The sequence below is a fragment of the Flavobacterium sp. N502536 genome (assembly GCF_025947345.1).
GTDB lineage: Bacteria > Bacteroidota > Bacteroidia > Flavobacteriales > Flavobacteriaceae > Flavobacterium.
Genome location: NZ_CP110011.1, coordinates 2,790,250 through 2,807,522 on the forward strand (window position 1 = coordinate 2,790,250; position 17,273 = coordinate 2,807,522).

Sequence of the window (17,273 nt, forward strand, 5' to 3'; positions counted from 1 at the left end):
GTTTAGAATTTTAATACGTTAGCATTGACCATAATCGGGATAACATCTTTTATATCATTTAAGCGATCTATAGTATCTGTTGTTCTGCGGCCTGATGGGGTTGTTGGAGCAGTTATTTCAGCGATTATAGCAGTTCTGAAAACAGTCACATTACTGTAGGTTCTGCTTCTTATAATATCCATTACAGTGTCGGTCAGGATACTCTCAAAGGGTGTGCTAAGCAATGAGTCCACTCTGTATTTATCTCTTGGTTGTAGCGAGTTGTAGGCCCGTACAATTTCACTTCGGGTACCCACTCCAATTACAGGAGGGTTAACCGAATTCCAGTCCGGTAAATCAATATCCAGCCCGGCATCGACAAATTTATTTCCTAGTTCCCAGTTTCGATTGTGGTACGTATATTCCCAGGCTTCAAATTTTATATGTTGCGCATAATTATCTCTTGTGACTCTGTTATTGGCATCTTTAACATCTAAAGTCCCGCCTAAAGGGGCACTAACATTCGCCGGAAATTCTCCGCTGTAATAATGGTCTACTTCAGCAGCGATTTTCACTACACCTTGTTTTGTTGGATCGTTGGGACGACTTCCTATCAGGGTTTTTACAGGGTCATCAAACCTATTATCGTAAGACGAATTGTTGGATGTTGTTCCCGGAGTCAGGTTTTCAGGAACTCCAAATCCTCCAAATCCCTGATTGATCAGATGGAGTCTTTTCCAATGACCCGCGCCTCTTGTCAGACCTCCGGTTTGAATAGCTTCCCAACCCTGTACAAATGAACCTCCGGGCTCAGTACCGCCCGATCGGTTTGGCGATAGTAAAGTTACCTCTGCCTTATGGGCTTTGTTGCCTTGTGGTTGGTAATTGTATACCGGATTGGCAGGTAAATATCTTCTCAAATTACCTCTGATATGCCCCATCATCTCACTAAGCTCTCGCATTTTTGAGTTTAGGTTAGGGATGACTCCACTCGTATTGGCGGCATTATTTGCCATAGTTCTTATTTCTGTAGCCAATCGTATCGCATCTCTTACGGTACTGTCATTTTGGTCGACTTCATCAGAATGCAGGTATTCAAAGATGTCTTTAGGATCACTATGCACCATGAGCTGAATCGTATTATGATTGTCTCTAAATCGCAAAGTATGTCGGTCTCCATCCGTCTCTTCGAAAGGTTTTTCGATTTGCAGTATTTCTCCTTTTACAGCATTCGTTTCTCCATTGGCCTCTGCATTTGCTTCTTCGCCAGCGCCTCTTACCCCTTTTACTAAAATTGGAGTGTTGTGATTGTTGATGTTTGGCATTTCGGCATCAATATTCCAATTTTCACCGTTTCTTCTGGCAGTTAAATGTGTAAAATGATGTCGGGTTCTGATTGGGTTTAACTCGGCTGTAATTTGAGCCTGTGTTAAAGGATTGTTTTCTGAGGCCGTCGCCAGGGTTCGTAAAGCTTGTAATCCATCTCCCCAATGTGCCAGAACTTCAGGTGTTGGTGGATTTGGCGGGGCAGTTGCACCGGGAGGTGTTCCGGTTGTTCCTGCATTCGGATTTCCTGTTGAGTCGGTCACCTGAGGAGTTGCACTTCCTTCTCCTCCGGTTGTTCCTTCCTGAAATTCAGCCGGATGCTCCGCAGCTGTTGATTGTGCTGGCGGTACATGATCGTTCATCAAATCGGTCATGAACTTATCGGAGTTAAAATCAACAGGAGCAAACTCAACTTCAGGCAACTGGTCTGAACCTAAAACATAATCTACATCGGCACCAATACCAAATTCACCCGGCAGCGGATATTCTAATTCTCCTAAAGGCCAGGTCCATTTATCGTCAGGTGCAGGCGACCACCACGGGCTGTCTAATTCAACAAACAAATCACCACCTAACGCCAAAAAGGGCTGTGCCGCCATTTCTGCATGTCCGTGTATGTAAAACTCTCCCTGTCTTCCAGCTTCGGGAGAAGCCGTTTCTCTATAACCTATTGTTGGTGTAGCATCAACATAACCTCTAATTCCGGCAAGGGCATTAACCCCTACACCTACTTTTACATCATGACCTAATAATTCGACACCCAATCCGCCTTCGGCACGTAATCGTAAACCTGCAAACATAGACATGTTGAAAGAGGCCGAAAGACTAAAATCATTAAATACCGCCGGATCAGTAGAGTAAGTTCCGACTGCCCTGATGTTGTAAATTTTTGCAGGGCCAATTTTAGCCAGTGCTTCCAAGCCAATATTGGCAAACAAGAAAACATTACCCACCAATGGCACGCCATATAAGGTGCGGACTTCTACCGTAAAAATTTCTCTTATGTAATCGCGCTGGGCAAACAATTCGACTTCTGCAGGTGGCGTTATTTCTCCATGAATCGTAACATGACCTTCATTGTCTATGATCACCATGGCTCTGCCTGTCATCCATTCGGTAAAACTAAAATCGACTTCACCCCAGCCGGCCATCGCTCTTGGGCCCGGGGTTGGTCCGCTGTTTGCTTCGGGAACTCCATTGGCTTCTCTGGCACTCTCGTCAATTTGAGTAGGATCGAGCTGACTCAAAGCTGCGTTTCTTGCTGTCGCAGCATCGGTTACCAATAAGGTTACCTGACCGCTTATTTTGTCGGTTTGATAGCCTACGGTTCCTCTGATATCGAAAGTTCCGTTTAGAAAAGCAGCGTGGATACTGCCGTTAAAATTGGCGATATTTACGGCCAAATCAACTTCACCCGTTATGTTTCCTTCGGCATTACGTTCAATTGTAATCTGAGCCGGATTGAGGTTGGGAACTTCAATCGTTCCACCGGCTCTAAAGGTGATCGCATCTCCCTGGATACCAAAGTCAAGAGTTGCATTTACAAAGCCCCCCAGCGAAACGGGAATCCCATTTGCGGTTAAGGTTAAGCTGCCGCCTTCAATACTGTTTTGAACGTTAGGGACACTGGTTACATCAATTCCAACCCAGCCAAAGGCTTCGCTATTGTCTTTAATCGCATTGATTAAACCGGCAGGATTTGCAACGAGTCTGTCGCCGGTTTTTACTGTAATATATCCGGATATAGCATTGTTTTCAATTCGAACCGCCAAAGCCGGAGTGATATTGACACTGCTAAGAGAATTTAAATAGCTGATGTTTAGATTGATACTTTGTCTGTTGTCTTTGGTGTTGTAGGTACCGTCCGTATTTTTTTTCATTTTGATGGTACCGGATGCCCATCGGCCAAAAGTTACGTTTACATCTGCACCTCTGCTTCCTGCCGCTTCAATTTGGGCTGCAATGGCTTCTGGCGGCGTAAATGTTGCCGTTTGCAAAGAAATACGTTCGCCGCTTCCTGCTCTTGCCGGAGCTGGAGCCGTTACCGTTTTCTGAATCATTTTCGGCTGAACCGTATTGGCTCCTTGCTGAACCGTATGCGTTAATTCGTGGGCGAGCAAATGTTTACCGTCCTGCGAATTCGGATTGTATTTTCCTTCGTTAAAATAAATATTGTTTCCGGTGGCAAAGGCCTGCGCTCCTAATTGTCGATTCATCTGAACCGCAGTAGCGTCATTGTGGATGCGAACCTTGCTGAAATCGGTTCCAAAACCGGTTTCCATTTCGTTTTTTACTTTTCCGGGCAAGGGGCTGCCACCACCTTTACTACTGTTTAAGGTGCTTTCAAGGTTAGTAGTATCAGAAGGGTTTGCGTCTGCAGCGGCACTCAGTTGCAGTTCTTGTTCTTCTTCTTTGGCCTGGATTTCTTCCTCTTCTTTAGCCTGAATGTCTTCTTCTTTTTTCTTCTGAATTAAAGGCTTTACAGCGGAGCTTGTTTCTTTGTTTTTTGGATGTTCCGTTTTAATCGTATCCGTTGTATGGGTTGAAAAATCGGCTTTTTCAACAGCGCTTTTTTGCTGAAGCTCTTCTTCTTTCTTCGGCTGTACCAAAGATTTTGATGAACCTGTTTTCTCTTTTGGTTCAGGAGATTCCGTTTTATTTACTGCCGATTCTTCTTTTTCTGATTTCAGTGAAACGACAGGCGTAATTTTCTCGACGGTGTTTTCTTTTTGAACTTCTTTTTCAGGGTTGTTTTTTTGCTGAATCTCCTGCTGCTGTTTGTTTTGAATTACAGGGGCAGGATGAAAAAAAGAGCCGTTAGTGGCAGCGGGTTTATTAGGGGTTGCTTCTAATTTGGACTGTACTGCGGGAGAGATTGCTTCAACAGCCGGCTTTTCCGGAACTGTTTTATTCTGAACTAAAGCCGGTGCCGAAAAGAAAGGGTCGGCAGCAGCAGTTTTTTGGTTTGAAACCACTTTGTCGGCTGCTTTGTCGGCTTCAACTTCGTACTTATCATTTGATTTACCAATGTTGAGCTTTGCCTGTACGCCAAAAAAATCCTCACCCTTTCTCGAATTAAAAGAAGAAGAGTGGGGAGTAGAGGATGCTGTTTTTGTACCAAATGCTGACATTAATATACCCTTATGATCTGATTAGGTTGTGGTTATTCCGACGCTTCCGGTAAGACTGCAATGTGTTGGGTCGCCATTATAGCCTCCCAGATAAATTTCGACATAATACGTACCGCCTTCTAAACCCGAAACAGAGGTACTTCCTCCTGACAATGAAATCGTATCTTCATGAACCTTACTGTCAAACCATAAGTCTACACTTTTATATATTTTAACTTCTATTGTACTGGCAATATCACGACATCTGGGAGGGCCAACCCAATCCAAATTTGAACTTAAAGCTATCGAACCACCTGCTGAAACACTAAAGTTACTCGATTCCCGTTTGTGTGTGGTCCATTGCGAGATGTTCCAGGGGATGCTGGCCAATTGTACAACATCACTTTGTTTTTGAACATTTTTGCTTCTGTTTCCCTGTTGTACGGTATGAGTTAACTCGTGCGCCAATAAATGTTTCCCTTCAGTCGAGCCGGGATTGTATTTCCCTTCATTAAAATAAACATCATTACCACTCGTAAAAGCCTGTGCACCGAGCTCCTGACTCATCTGAACAGCACTCGAATCGGTATGGATTTTTACGTTGCTGAAATCGGTTCCAAAACCGGCTTCCATTTCGTTTTTAGTGTTTTGATCCAAAGTAGCGCCGCTTCCTTTTGAACTGTTGAGTCTTCCTTCCAGATTGCTGTCATGGATTTCACTTTCGGTGTTTTTTCCTTTTTTCTGAACCGGTTTTTCTTCTTCTTTTTTGTCCTCTTTTTTCTGCACACCTTCTTTTTCACAATCAGCACACTTGGCCTGAACAGTTTTCTCCTCTTCTTTTTTGTCTGATTTTGTCTGAACTTTCTCTTCCTCTTTCTTTTCTTTACTCTGAACAGAAGAAATTGTTTCCGAAATAGGTTTTTGCTGTACCTCTTCTTTTGATTGCAGAAGCCCGGCAGCAGAAGGTTTGTTGTTCACCACTTTATCGGCTACAGCATCGGCTTCTACCTCATATTTGTCTCCAACTGTTCCTGTTTTTATCTTTTTCTGAATTTTGGGTCCAAAAAAAGTAGAAGTGTCAGGACCGCTTTTTTTTCGTTGTTCAAATGCTCTCATAACAATACGTTTTTACCATTGGGTATAGATTAATTTTTCGATCCACGGAATTTTAACGATGCTAATATTCCACGGAATTTTCTCTAATAAAAGATCTTGTGTTTTTCGTTCAATTGTCAGTTTTGGGTTAGATTCACTCCAATCCAGTTTACCTTCCCGTTGAAGAAATTCGGTTCTTAAAACAGCTGTAGAAGTATTTTTTAAGGCCGACCAGTGCTGTACTGCGGAGTCTAACATTTCTTCTACCTGCTGCTTGTGCTTATCGCTAATTTGAACTTCTCTTGGTATGGATCGCCACAGCGGAATCCCACAGAGAAACTTTTCAAAAAGCATCGCATGTTCGTATTCATTTTCTTTTTTTGTAGCCGCATAATGCAAAATATGTGCTGCCAGTTCTTTGTTTAACAGCTTATGATCATCATCCATCAAATCACAGTTTTTCAGCATTTCTTTTAAAAAGGGATGCAGAATGATGATCCCCGCATTTTGTACATAACAGGATTTGAAATCCGTATTCTCGTCCAAAAGATCTTCTTCCTCTTCCTCTCTGTCCGAAGGTATCGACGAGCTTTTGACGGGAATAATTTCAGACGGTACTGCTGGTACGTCTTCCCTGGCATAGATCGCTGCCGTTTGGTCCGTTTTAATTTGGATATTCTCTTGCTCTTCGTTTTTATTTACAAACTGATCGTTGATGGAATCGATTTCAACCACTGGCTCCGATATGTTTTCGTCAGGACTAGGGGCTTCGGTTTCATCAGGTTCCTTTTTTCCATAGTTTTTATCATCGTTTTTTCTATCGTTTTCCCAATTGTTTTTATCATTGCTTTTCTCTTTGTTTTTAGCAAGGGATGGAGTTGTAGCGGAATGGATTTCGATAGCTGCTTCGGATGCCATTTTCTCAGAATTCGATATTTCTTTTTCTTCCGATATTTCTTTTTGTTCCGGTTTTATTTTTCCCACAGCCTGCTCTTTATCTGTATTGGTTTTGGGTATGGATTTGTCTTTGATCGTACCCATTTCGATAGAAGATTCGGCGATGATTTCCGGAGCAACAGCTGGTTCTTTTTCTTTTTGAAGAGGAATTTCGATAGCCGGTGTTGTTGTATTTTCTTTGTTATTGGTGTCCGAATCGGTTTGTTTTTCCTCAGAAAGGGGAGCCTTTTTATCGTTTTTTGAAACCGTACCTTTTGCAATTGCTTTTTCCTTTTCAGCAATTAAAGAGTCGGTGTATTTTTGGATCAGTTCTTCTTCCTTAAAATCAGTTGAAAACAATGTTTTTATGCTCTGAATAAAAAGTTCAAAAGACAATTTTTGCGACACAAAAAGAGCCTGATTTTCTAAATAATAGGAGGTAAGAGCGCTATATTTTTGAGCGGTCCAGATTTCAAAAATCAATTGCCAGAACGAAGTTTTAAAAGGGTGTGACTGGCTATCGAGTATTTTGAAGAAACGGTTTTGTGAAAGCGTTTTCGGTTGCACGGCTGTACTTAAAAAAGCAGCGCCCAAAAGCACAATATCAGCATTTGAAAATTGATTAATAAGACGTTTTTGAACTTGTTTCTTACGAATTAACTGGCGAAATGGAACGCTGAAAACAGCCTTTTGAAAAGTACTGAAATCCTTTTTTTCAAAAAATACTTCCTCTTCTTTTTGAGTAACCCACCAGGGCATACTTCCGTTTTCTATAAAATAAAGCAGCGTTTTAATTTGTTTATCGTGTGCCGAAATCGTTGTCCATTCCGATTCCTTTTGAGGCTCTTTTTTAGCGGTGTTTTTGAACTCGTTTAGAGCCTTTTCTACCTCTTTTTCGACACGGTTTTTGATGTCGTTTTTCGTTTCAGTATCCGATAAAAAAGTGTCTTTTTTGTCGGTATCCGATTGAATGGAAATTTGCAGTTTTTCGATTTGAATGATTTGATCCTCAGTGTTTTCGATGAGGTTGAATTGTTTTTCTAAGAGCGGAAAGAGCTCATTTTGAAGGAACACAGCAAGATTATTTTTGATAGCATCAGCCGTCACCATTGACGGTGTGTCTATTTCTAAAAAAACTCTTTGGATGCTATGTGTATTTTTAGTCATTTTTTTACGATCGTATAATTTTTTTTTCTATCTTTGGTACTCCCGAGTGGGAATACTGGGCATCTGTTCTGTTGGTTTCTTGTGTTGGTTTCGTCTGGTGTAGCAGTACATCGTTTTATGTCGTCTCTTTCATTTGTTCTCAATCGTTCCCCGCCCCTTATAAGCTTCAGACTTGCTAGCTTTATTGGGTCTGAAGCTTATCTTTTTTTATTAAGGTATCTTGATAAAAATTCCTTCTGTTGGTTTCTGAAAATAAAACTCCGCCTTATACGCATACAGATTAATTACATTGGCCAATTGGCTTGCATTTATCAGTAATGGACTGGTGATGTGAATCATGTATTTGCTGACACGATCTTCGTTGTGTAATTTTTTTCTAAGATTCATGAATAAAACCACATCATCGTTGGTACTCCAGGAAATGGTTTTAAAGTAATTGCACATCGTACTGTTTACCCAGTTTCCGTTAGTCCAATCCCCTCCAATACTAATATCTGTAATTCTTCCGTTAACAGCACGGATGGCTTTTGCAATTTCGCGTAATTCCTGAGCCACACTTTTATCAGGAGTAGCGCTCGGAATATTTTCAAATTGCTCAAAATTGTCGATAAATCTGCGGTATCTGGACGTGATATCATGACGCATCAGACGTTTTCTCAGGATCTCCCATTTTCTCCAGTCTTCATCAAATCTTCCAAAGTTGTCATCATCCTTATTGATCGGATCGTAATTGTTGTGAATTTTGCGGTACACGTTTTGGTTGTGTGCATTAATGATCGAGCAGGTAATACCCGAGGCACGATAAATTCTGCCGTTTCGGGTAATCTCGGTTTCTGTAAATTTATAGACCGGACTCGTTAATTTTTGCGTTATATCCTGAACTTCAAATTCGAACTTGTCTTTGTCTAATTTCAGGATTTTAAGTTTCTTTTCTTCTTCAATAAAATCAAACAAAAGACCAGTAGGGAATTGAGTGTTGAGGGTTTCCATAACCACGTGAAGTCGGCGCAGAAACACCTCTTTCAAAGGAATTCTGACAATAACCGGAGCATTGATTAAGTTAACGCCATTGATACTGTATCTTCGAATATTGAGCACATAATGAGTAGGCATCGCTTTGATTTTGCTTGGGGTTCCTTTTAGGCTTCGCGATAAGTTGTTGATGTATTTTAGAGAACTGATCCACGGATACATACAGCCTATTATCGTACAACAGCCCAATCCGCTGTCCGGACTTATTTTTCCTTCAATGGCAAAATCGGTGATGAAGGTGGTTCCGGATTTGAGCAGTAACAAAGTCCCGCCTTTTTTGACACCGGCTTTGTGCTCAAACGAATAATTGGTGTTGAACAGGATCTTTAAATCGGCCGAATTTTCGGTAATATCCAGAATATAAAAGTCAAAATCAAGTCCGTATTCTATTCTTTTTGCGTTTAAAAAAGCTTTTACATCGTCGACACTGTCGTTGAGATAACCTTCTATTCTGTAAAAATCGTGATCGTCGGTACAATAGCCCAGCGGTGCTTTGATATAATCATTGTTGACCAGATTGGTGGTATGATAGCTGAAATTGGTTTGATGAATGTAAAGACTGCTTTTCTCAAAATCCCACGCATGTAATAAATTGTCGTCGACATTATAGTAATACGGTACCGATTTAGCACCCAATTTGCCCATGGCTTTTGAAGGCGTAATTTTAATGCTATTGGCCGTTATCTGGTAGTTGTCGAGAATACTTTTGAGCCTTCTGACCAAAGAGTCAAAATTGCTGAACGTTTTATTCTGATCTAAAATAGGGGCTTTGTAAAATTGATGTCGGTAATTTTTAAAACGACTATTTTCGGCTACAAGTCCTAGCAGCAAATGTTTAGGAAACGAATTGATGGGCGGATTACACTCCGATTTAAGCTGGAGAAACAGATCTTTCAGTTCTTTGTAAGTGGCCACCACATCTTTTAACAAATCGTATCGGTAATGAATATCAGGCGGAATATTGCCCGGGTCAATAGTAAGCAGCGCATTGATGCGGTTGAGAATTCCGGTTAGCGGGGTTCCATAACCAAAGGCCGAAAGTATGGTCGTTAAATTGGCATTTAAATCCGCCCGAAATGCATTGTCGTTGATCGCAGCGGTAAAAAGCTGTCGGATCTGATTGGCCGTTGAAGTGTTGTTGAAGGTTGGGATTACTTTTCTCACGCCCAATTCGTCCAGTGTACTGTATTTTTGAAAAAGATCATATTTGTTAAAAAGACTGTCTTTTTCCGGAGAACCGTTTTTACCAATAATAACATTGGCAGTAGCCTGGGTAACTAGCAATGCTCTTACATTAAAAATTTCTTCATGACCTTTGTTGGAACAATCGATTTCATCACACAAGGAGGCATCTTTGGTATAATTTTCCAGATAAAGTATAACCACATAATCTTTTAAATTAGCAAGACTGGACAATAGTAATTCACCATTTTCCAATGGAGCAGGGTTTTCTTTTGCAGGCAGTAATTCCCACATCGGCAAAATCACTTTGTTAGCGTCGGTAAAAGGAAGGTATTTGCCTTTGTCATTATCAAACAAACGATAGGATTTATACTCCATTTTAGGGAAATCAATCGTGAACAATTTTTGTTTGATAAGAATCGAGGTTGCGGTGTCTGTTTCTTTTTTTAATTTAATCAAATCACCGTCAGTAGTAATTCCCGTTCCCTGAGTGATGGTTACGGTCGTAAAGCCGGCATCGGCCGATACCTGAAAGCCACAAACAATTCCTGTACCGGTAAGAAATACTCTGTTCACTCGATTTTGGTCATCAAAATAATCGATAGTTTCGTTGAGCTGAAAGTGGGTTAACACCTGATCTGCTGCATAACTATGATAATGCCCTGTAATGGTGGAAAGTTTTGTTGCCATGACCTTGTATTTTTATATTGTTCCTAAATTTGTTCTTCCTAGTACTATTTTTCCTGAAATATTTTCTTCTTCATCGGTACAATTGTATAAGGTACCGGTAGGATAAATAGAGTTTAATTTGGTTAATGAGTTGATGAATTTCGGTAAAGCGCTTTGTTTGTCCTGCGTTTTATCCGTGAGGAAATTCTTGAAATCTTTTTCAAAATCGAGCAGGTCATTGTCTTTGGGGACGATTTGGTCTTTTCGATATCCGATCCAGCAGATTTTCCCCAAAATATGGGACGGAATTTCCTGCCGGATGACGTTCTCGGCAAAATTTCTAAAGTCGACATCTGCAAAACGATAGGTGTAGCCCGGTAAAACCACACTGATTTTAAAGGAGTACGGATTGGGAATACAACAGTCTTCCGAGCAATCGTCTACACATATCGGCATATAGTATTTTTGATCGATTGCTTCGTTCGGGTTGGGAACGAGCAGTATGTGTTCGATCAGAAAAATGCCTTCATCGCTGAATTCTTCCTTAAAGAAAGTCAGTAAGTCCAGCATGGCTGTTTTTACCGCTTCTAAAGTCTGGTGCAGCTTGTACTGGCGCGCAATGATCCGGTCCGGATTATCGAGATCATTCACCAGTTCCGGATTGATGATGTGAAACGAATATTTATGAGAATCGGATTCGATTACTTCAAAAGTGTTGATCACCGTATCTTTAAAAGCAATTCCGTTGTCTCTGTTTTCGAACAACGTTTCAAATGCAAGTACTATTTCTTTCTCGCTTGTTTCGTAAATCTTCAGGATGGACAGGTACATTTCTTTAATCGCGGTCGACTGACTCTCATAATCTTCGGTCGCGGTTAGTATGATTTTATTGGCGCTGTTTCTGATTCTCCATCTAAAAAGATCCGGAGCCACCCCCGGACTCGGGTCGTAAAGCTGAACAAACAAATTAGAGATGTTTTTTCGCTGGATTCCCCTTTTGCCGGTCACCGGATTTTTATCTCCTTTGATGCCCAACAAACCGGCGATTCGGTTTTCTAAGCCTGTCACATTAAATGTATTCCACAGATTAGAAACAGGCTGATTGAAATAGTTAAACCCGCTGGCACGCTGGCCGCTTATAGTATCGTAATTGATTAAAAAATCGGATTTGTTTTGCAGTACGATTTCATCAGAAGAAGCCCCATACAGGGATTTCATTAAAAAGGCATACTCTGCAAATCGCTCTGCAAATCGTGCGATAAGATGATCTTTGATCTGGTTTTGTCTTTTAACAGCATCGTCTAAATGACTAAAAAGAAACTCGTCCAGTTTTTTCTGACTTGAAGACTGGTATTTTGTGTTTACAATTTCATCAAAACCCGTCATATCCGAAATTTTCTGGGTAAAATAGGTATTCGGCAGCTCGTTGTGGATCGAAAGCAATTCTTTGATGTTGCTCAGGTGTTTGAAATAACTGGCCAGAATCTGATCAAAAAACAGCAGATATCCTTTGAGTTGTTTGGCTTTGGCTTTTCGCTCTACGCTGGCCGATTCTGACAGACCAACTTCGCCAATTCCATAGTTTTCAGGAAAATTATTGGTCACACTGGTGTAATAATCCGTTTCGGTAATTTTACCCTGAGGTATTTTTAATTCTTTGTTTTGAGACGCTTTTTTCTGCGCGTAAGCAAGATCTTCTTTTAAATCTGCCAAATATTGTCTGGCTTTTGTTTTATTAACCATAACGGGCAAAACACCTTTACTGAAGTTCAGGGTGCTTTTTTGGCAAAGACTTGGTTTTTTATTGGGCGGGACACAAATGTTCCAGACACTTCCTTCTTTTTCTATCGCTTCGCAATTGTTCAGAGAAATGTCTTTGATCACCGTCACCCCTTTGACATTCATAATGATTTGCATAATATCAGAAAGACGTACTTCGGTTTTTAATGCCGAATTTTCCAATTCCTGAGTATCAATAAATCCATTTTCCAGAAAAGGACCTTCAAAAATGGCATCACTTGTATAACCTTTCTCAAACATTTCGGCTAACGAATAGTATCGGATGCCCGGCGACAGGTATTTTTCGAGTTCTAAGGTAATGGTGGCATGAATGAATTCTTCGTTGGCTTCGGGGTCAATTTCAATTAAAGCACAAACGGCAATCGGATGAATGTCGACTTCCTGTACTTCTAAAAGATCTTCGCAAAGATTTCGGTTCTCATGAAATTTTTCGATGATCTGGTTTTTCAACAGCTTTTTCTTAGCCGGATCCTCTTCATCAAAATCAACCAATATGGTATAATAGCCTCTTATTTCGGTCTCTTTGATGAAAGTAGGCAAGGTGTCGTTAAAATCCTCTTTTTTAAGTGAAATTTTGCCTTCTTTGCAATTGACAAATATCTTTTTGGTTGCTTTTTGAAGCCAGCAATTTTTGATTTTTTGCGGATTGATATCAATTAAAATTTTGCGATAATCAAAAGCGGTAATGGCCTGTACAGGCAAAATTTGAGAAGCGGTAAAAAACTGTTCGTCAATTGGATTCGAGTTATTGCTCAACAGATCTTCGATGGGCAGATTGATTCTCATGCCCAAATCGGTAATCGCATAACAAAGCACTTCCAGAATCGTAATTCCGGGATCGTGCGTATTATAATCGGTCCAAAACTGGCTGCCCAATGATTCGATGTACTCGATTCCTTTTTTTCGAAGGAAGTCAAAACTCATGTCATCATTGGAACTGACGTTTTTCGGGATGCTGATATGTTGGTTTACATTTGACATTCTTCTGTTGTTTCTATGGTTTTAACCGTACATGTTTTGATGTCCGTGCTGATGAAATGACTTTTTGCCGAAACTAAAATCGATATCGGATTGGACGGAACGACAACTTTATCAGACATGGCTCCGTTTTTTAACAGCTTTACATCCTGCAGATAATCGACATACCCTAATTTTTCGATGTAATTAATGAGCAGACTCGAATGAATACTGACTCCAAAGGTGATGGGAACACTTTTGTCGAGTGCCCAGGGCGATAAAAATTTAATGATGTCGGTATTGAGTTCCTGCGAATAGAAATTTTCATCATAACCGGGTTTGAATTTTACCTTTAAATCCACCGTAACTTCTTCGTAATTTGGATTAATGACATAAGTGGTTACGTGCATGGAGTTCAGTTGATCGATATGATTTTTGACTTTGTTGAGCGTAGCGGTACTTACCCGGGGCTGGTAAATGTCAAACACGTTTTTGTTTACCGTATCGGGAATCACAACCAGCGTTACATTGCCGGGCGATTGGTACGATGTTTTATTGGCCTTATTGGGAATTTCGCTCGTGTGATTCAGGCATTTTACTTTGTACAATTCCGGAAACTTTTGCAGTATGATGTGCTCGTAATCCCACATGGTTACTGCCCGGTTTTTGTGTCGGAGACGTTCGCTGATTCGTCTGTAATACTCTTCGTTATTTTCTTCGGGTTTATGGTCAAAACTGTTATAAGGCTGTGTCACCGATTTTACATTGCTCAGTCTTTGCAGGAGTTTGGAAATGGTTCCGGCTTCTAATCCGGTTTTTAGATGTGCCAAATCATTGCCGTTGTTTTGAAATGTAGCCAAAACCGACTGCGAATGAATCCCGATCATCTTGCAGACCACGTCATATTTTTTATGCATTTTGGCTTTAAGCCAAATGTAATTTTTAGGAAGTCTGGTGTTGTTTTGGGTGGCTTCTTTGGGTAAATTGAATTTAAGAATTCCCGACTGCAACAAATTATCGGTTTCATTTAGCAGTATATCCGAATAGTTCAGAATACGCCATTGGTTATTACCCAGCACCGACCACTCTATTTTTTGTTTTGCGGTAAACGAAAGGGTCTGCGGATTTTCACTTCCTTCCAATACCTGAAACAACAGAGTAATTTGCTGCAATTCCTGTACGTTCTCCAAACCAATAAATAATTCTCCGCCCTTGCAGTAGGTAGGAAGCACATACGAATCTTTATTTTCGATATAGCTCAGACCTGCTCTCAGATAACCGTGTTCTTCGGCATATCCGAAAGGATGGATGTGGAATAATTTTGCTTCGTTTTCCTGGTAGATTTTTTCCAGCGTCTGTGTTCCCGAAGCGGTAAAACGGGTGATTTCAGCAGCCTTATAATTCAGAACAACACGTTCAACGAGCGGCGTGTAAGGCTCGTTGGGGAGCACAACATTTTTGTTTTCACTCGATAAAGCCAAAGCCAGTGTTTTGGCATACAGCTGATGCAGGAATGCAGTCGTTAAGGTTAGTTTTATCTGACCGTTTTTCTCGGTGATATAATTGGTATTGTTGATGCTGATACTGGTTTTAGTCGGACTCAGGTCTGTAAAAAACGAGGTTGGAGTATCGCGATTTTTCCAAATATTATTGGTTAAAACGGACAATTGATATTGAAAATAAGTCTTGTTTTCTACGAGTGCTTTGGTATCATTAAATTTAAATTTTTCTTCAGCCTGCTTGATTAAGACACTGTCTCTAAATTGATTGGTGCTGATGGTGTCTTTTGATGTTGTTTTGTAAGCGGCGTAATGTTTAACAAAATCATCCGGAAGGTTTTTCCAGAAAATATCAGCGCTGAGGTTCGTCCAGTTTTTAGTAAAGGCCTCTTTGTACCCGATGTGAAAATTTGAACCGATTACGGGCTGCGGTGAAAAAGGGAAAAACGGTTTTGCCGAATTGATACTGCCATAATCGTTTTCTAAAGCAGCATGCTGAATGTTCTGAACATCGATGTTGATCGTGATGTTTTCCAGTCTGTTTTGTGCCAGCGATTTGTACAGCTCATAGCCGTTGAGTGCCGCAGTATCGAGATAGAATTTTGCAACCGGTAAATCAGTGTCAAACTCTTCACCGTAAATTTTAGGGTTATATCCTGTAATGGGATCTGTGTTTTCATCCAATAGAAAAGCAATTTTCATGACTTTTCCATTAACAGCAGTAGTGTAAAATTCCCCTTCTCTTAGGAGTAACGATGGTACAATTTCAGGGACTTTAAACCATTTTTTGGCTGTGGTCAATTCAAGACTCAGGCAGTCTTTGATGCTGGCCACTGTTATCTCGCTGATGTTGTTCTGAAAAGTAAAAGTCAGCTGAACGTTGCGTTTTCCTTCGGCTAAAAGAAGAATAGGAGAGGCGATGGCAAAACCCAGCACGGCATTGGGTAATTCGGTTGAAAAACCGGGCGCTTTAGTATAACCAAAAGGCCACCATTGCGCGTTGCCCGGATCCGGAAATGCTTTGCCTAAACCGTCGTAAGAATTGGCGACCGGACTGGCGACTATTTTTTTTGAAGTAACATCGTTATAGACATTTTTTAGGGAAGCAACGACCGTTTTGTTGGCGATCAATTCGTTGTTTGATGTATAGATTCTGGTTTTTCCCGAAGCATCTTTACCACCGTCAAAACCGGTTTTAGCATCGATTTTTTCCTGAACCGCATTTTTAGCCAGTTCAAAAACAAGATAGACTTTATCGGGTGTAGCCGGCAGTTTGTCAATTTGTAAAACCTGATTGTAATAAAAATCAAGATGACGTTTCGTGAGGTTGTTGTATCTTTTTTTACTGTTTTCGAGCAGCATCAAAAAAGTAAGAAACAAGGTTAAATGCGGTGTAATAGCACAATCTTTTTTGCTTTCCTCAATCAGTTCGGTCAGTTCTTTTTTTATCCGATCCAGTCGTATTTGATTTTCTACAGACGGTTTTTGATTTCCATTCCATTTAAAAAAATCAAAAAAAGCTTTCCAGTCACTGGACGGTTTTTTGGGATTGGAGGTTTCGAAATAATTTACATATTCAGAAAAATTATAAGCAAACAAAACCCAATCGGTTAATTCAAAATCGTTAAGGCGAATGTTTTCAGGCTGTAACGCACTGATATAACGCTGCTTTTGGTCGCTGCCATTTGAAGCCAAAATACTCAATATCGTAGTACAATTACTCATCTTTTAACAATTTATAAATCGGTTCCTTCTTTTTTGTATAACGGGTAAACCATGTTTATTCTTGAATTGGTAGTTCGGACTCTGAAATCGATCAGCACCAGTAATTCACCGGTAAGATCATCTCCTTGTGTAATGTCAATTTGTTCCACATCAATTCTGGGTTCGTGATAGAGTATGGCTGTTCGAATCAGCTCGGAAACAAACGTCTTTAAAGTCTGAGTTAACGGACTAAACAAGAGCTCATCCATATTACAGCCGTATTTGGGCTGCATGATACGCTCGCCAATTTTAGTAGAAAGCAAAATCTCCAGGCTGCTTTTAATGTCGGTTTCATCCGTGAGCATTATAACTGCTTTGGCACTTTCTCTAAATTCGGGAGGAAAACTCCATCCTATACCTAAAAAATTTGATTCTGGTTCCATAATTACCCAATTAAAACGGTTGCTAATCCGGCTACTATTGTGCCGCCATGTGCGGTTGAATCGCCCATTCGTGCTGCGGGTTTACCACCAATTAAAACGGTTGCCGAACCTGCGAGAATGGTATCGGGCGGTCCGGTACAGGTAGCCATATCGCCTACACAGGCAGCTGGAACTCCGCCAATTAATACGGTTGGTGAACCGGCGGGTAAAATAGGTCCGCCCACATGCGGAACAGTTCCGGTAACCATTGGACAAACGTGCATATCTGTAATTCTGGCGGCTGGTGCTCCCATAATTTTAGTTCTGTTTCAGTTCAGTATTTTTTATTCTCTTTTTACACTTAGAAATCTATGTTTCTATGTGTTTAATTTTTT

General features: G+C 40.6%; 8 protein-coding genes. All 8 read right to left on the bottom strand.

Annotated elements, in window-relative coordinates; translation table 11 throughout:
* Positions 1-2 precede the first annotated feature (2 nt).
* Positions 3-4,436, bottom strand: coding sequence for a DUF4157 domain-containing protein (locus OLM61_RS12070; protein ID WP_264522933.1), 4,434 nt, complete (start codon positions 4,434-4,436; stop codon positions 3-5).
* 21 nt (positions 4,437-4,457) lie between these two features.
* Positions 4,458-5,531, bottom strand: a complete 1,074-nt coding sequence (locus OLM61_RS12075; protein WP_264522934.1) for a DUF4157 domain-containing protein — start codon at positions 5,529-5,531, stop codon at positions 4,458-4,460.
* Between the two features lie 12 nt (positions 5,532-5,543).
* Positions 5,544-7,613: a contractile injection system tape measure protein gene (locus OLM61_RS12080; RefSeq protein ID WP_264522935.1), complete on the bottom strand. Its 2,070-nt coding sequence runs from the start codon at positions 7,611-7,613 to the stop codon at positions 5,544-5,546.
* Between the two features lie 210 nt (positions 7,614-7,823).
* A complete protein-coding gene (locus tag OLM61_RS12085) occupies positions 7,824-10,517 on the bottom strand; it encodes a hypothetical protein (RefSeq protein WP_264522936.1) in 2,694 nt (897 codons plus the stop codon).
* Positions 10,518-10,529: 12 nt separating this feature from the next.
* Positions 10,530-13,277, bottom strand: coding sequence for a hypothetical protein (locus tag OLM61_RS12090; protein ID WP_264522937.1), 2,748 nt, complete (start codon positions 13,275-13,277; stop codon positions 10,530-10,532).
* Positions 13,265-16,477 carry a baseplate J/gp47 family protein gene (locus OLM61_RS12095; protein WP_264522938.1) on the bottom strand — a complete coding sequence of 1,071 codons (3,213 nt, stop codon included), beginning with the start codon at positions 16,475-16,477 and terminating at the stop codon, positions 13,265-13,267. The genes OLM61_RS12090 and OLM61_RS12095 overlap by 13 nt, the downstream gene beginning before the upstream one ends.
* Positions 16,478-16,488: 11 nt before the next feature.
* A complete protein-coding gene (locus OLM61_RS12100; protein WP_264522939.1) occupies positions 16,489-16,899 on the bottom strand; it encodes a GPW/gp25 family protein in 411 nt (136 codons plus the stop codon).
* 2 nt (positions 16,900-16,901) lie between these two features.
* Positions 16,902-17,192 (bottom strand): PAAR domain-containing protein, encoded by a 291-nt coding sequence (locus OLM61_RS12105; RefSeq protein WP_264522940.1) that lies wholly within the window; start codon positions 17,190-17,192, stop codon positions 16,902-16,904.
* Positions 17,193-17,273 lie beyond the last annotated feature (81 nt).

Coding starts and splice junctions, on each gene's coding strand:
- OLM61_RS12070 (WP_264522933.1), bottom strand. CDS start 4,436: ATGTCAGCATTTGGTACAAAAACAGCATCCTCTACTCCCCACTCTTCT.
- OLM61_RS12075 (WP_264522934.1), bottom strand. CDS start 5,531: ATGAGAGCATTTGAACAACGAAAAAAAAGCGGTCCTGACACTTCTACT.
- OLM61_RS12085 (WP_264522936.1), bottom strand. CDS start 10,517: ATGGCAACAAAACTTTCCACCATTACAGGGCATTATCATAGTTATGCA.
- OLM61_RS12080 (WP_264522935.1), bottom strand. CDS start 7,613: ATGACTAAAAATACACATAGCATCCAAAGAGTTTTTTTAGAAATAGAC.
- OLM61_RS12090 (WP_264522937.1), bottom strand. CDS start 13,277: ATGTCAAATGTAAACCAACATATCAGCATCCCGAAAAACGTCAGTTCC.
- OLM61_RS12095 (WP_264522938.1), bottom strand. CDS start 16,477: ATGAGTAATTGTACTACGATATTGAGTATTTTGGCTTCAAATGGCAGC.
- OLM61_RS12105 (WP_264522940.1), bottom strand. CDS start 17,192: ATGGGAGCACCAGCCGCCAGAATTACAGATATGCACGTTTGTCCAATG.
- OLM61_RS12100 (WP_264522939.1), bottom strand. CDS start 16,899: ATGGAACCAGAATCAAATTTTTTAGGTATAGGATGGAGTTTTCCTCCC.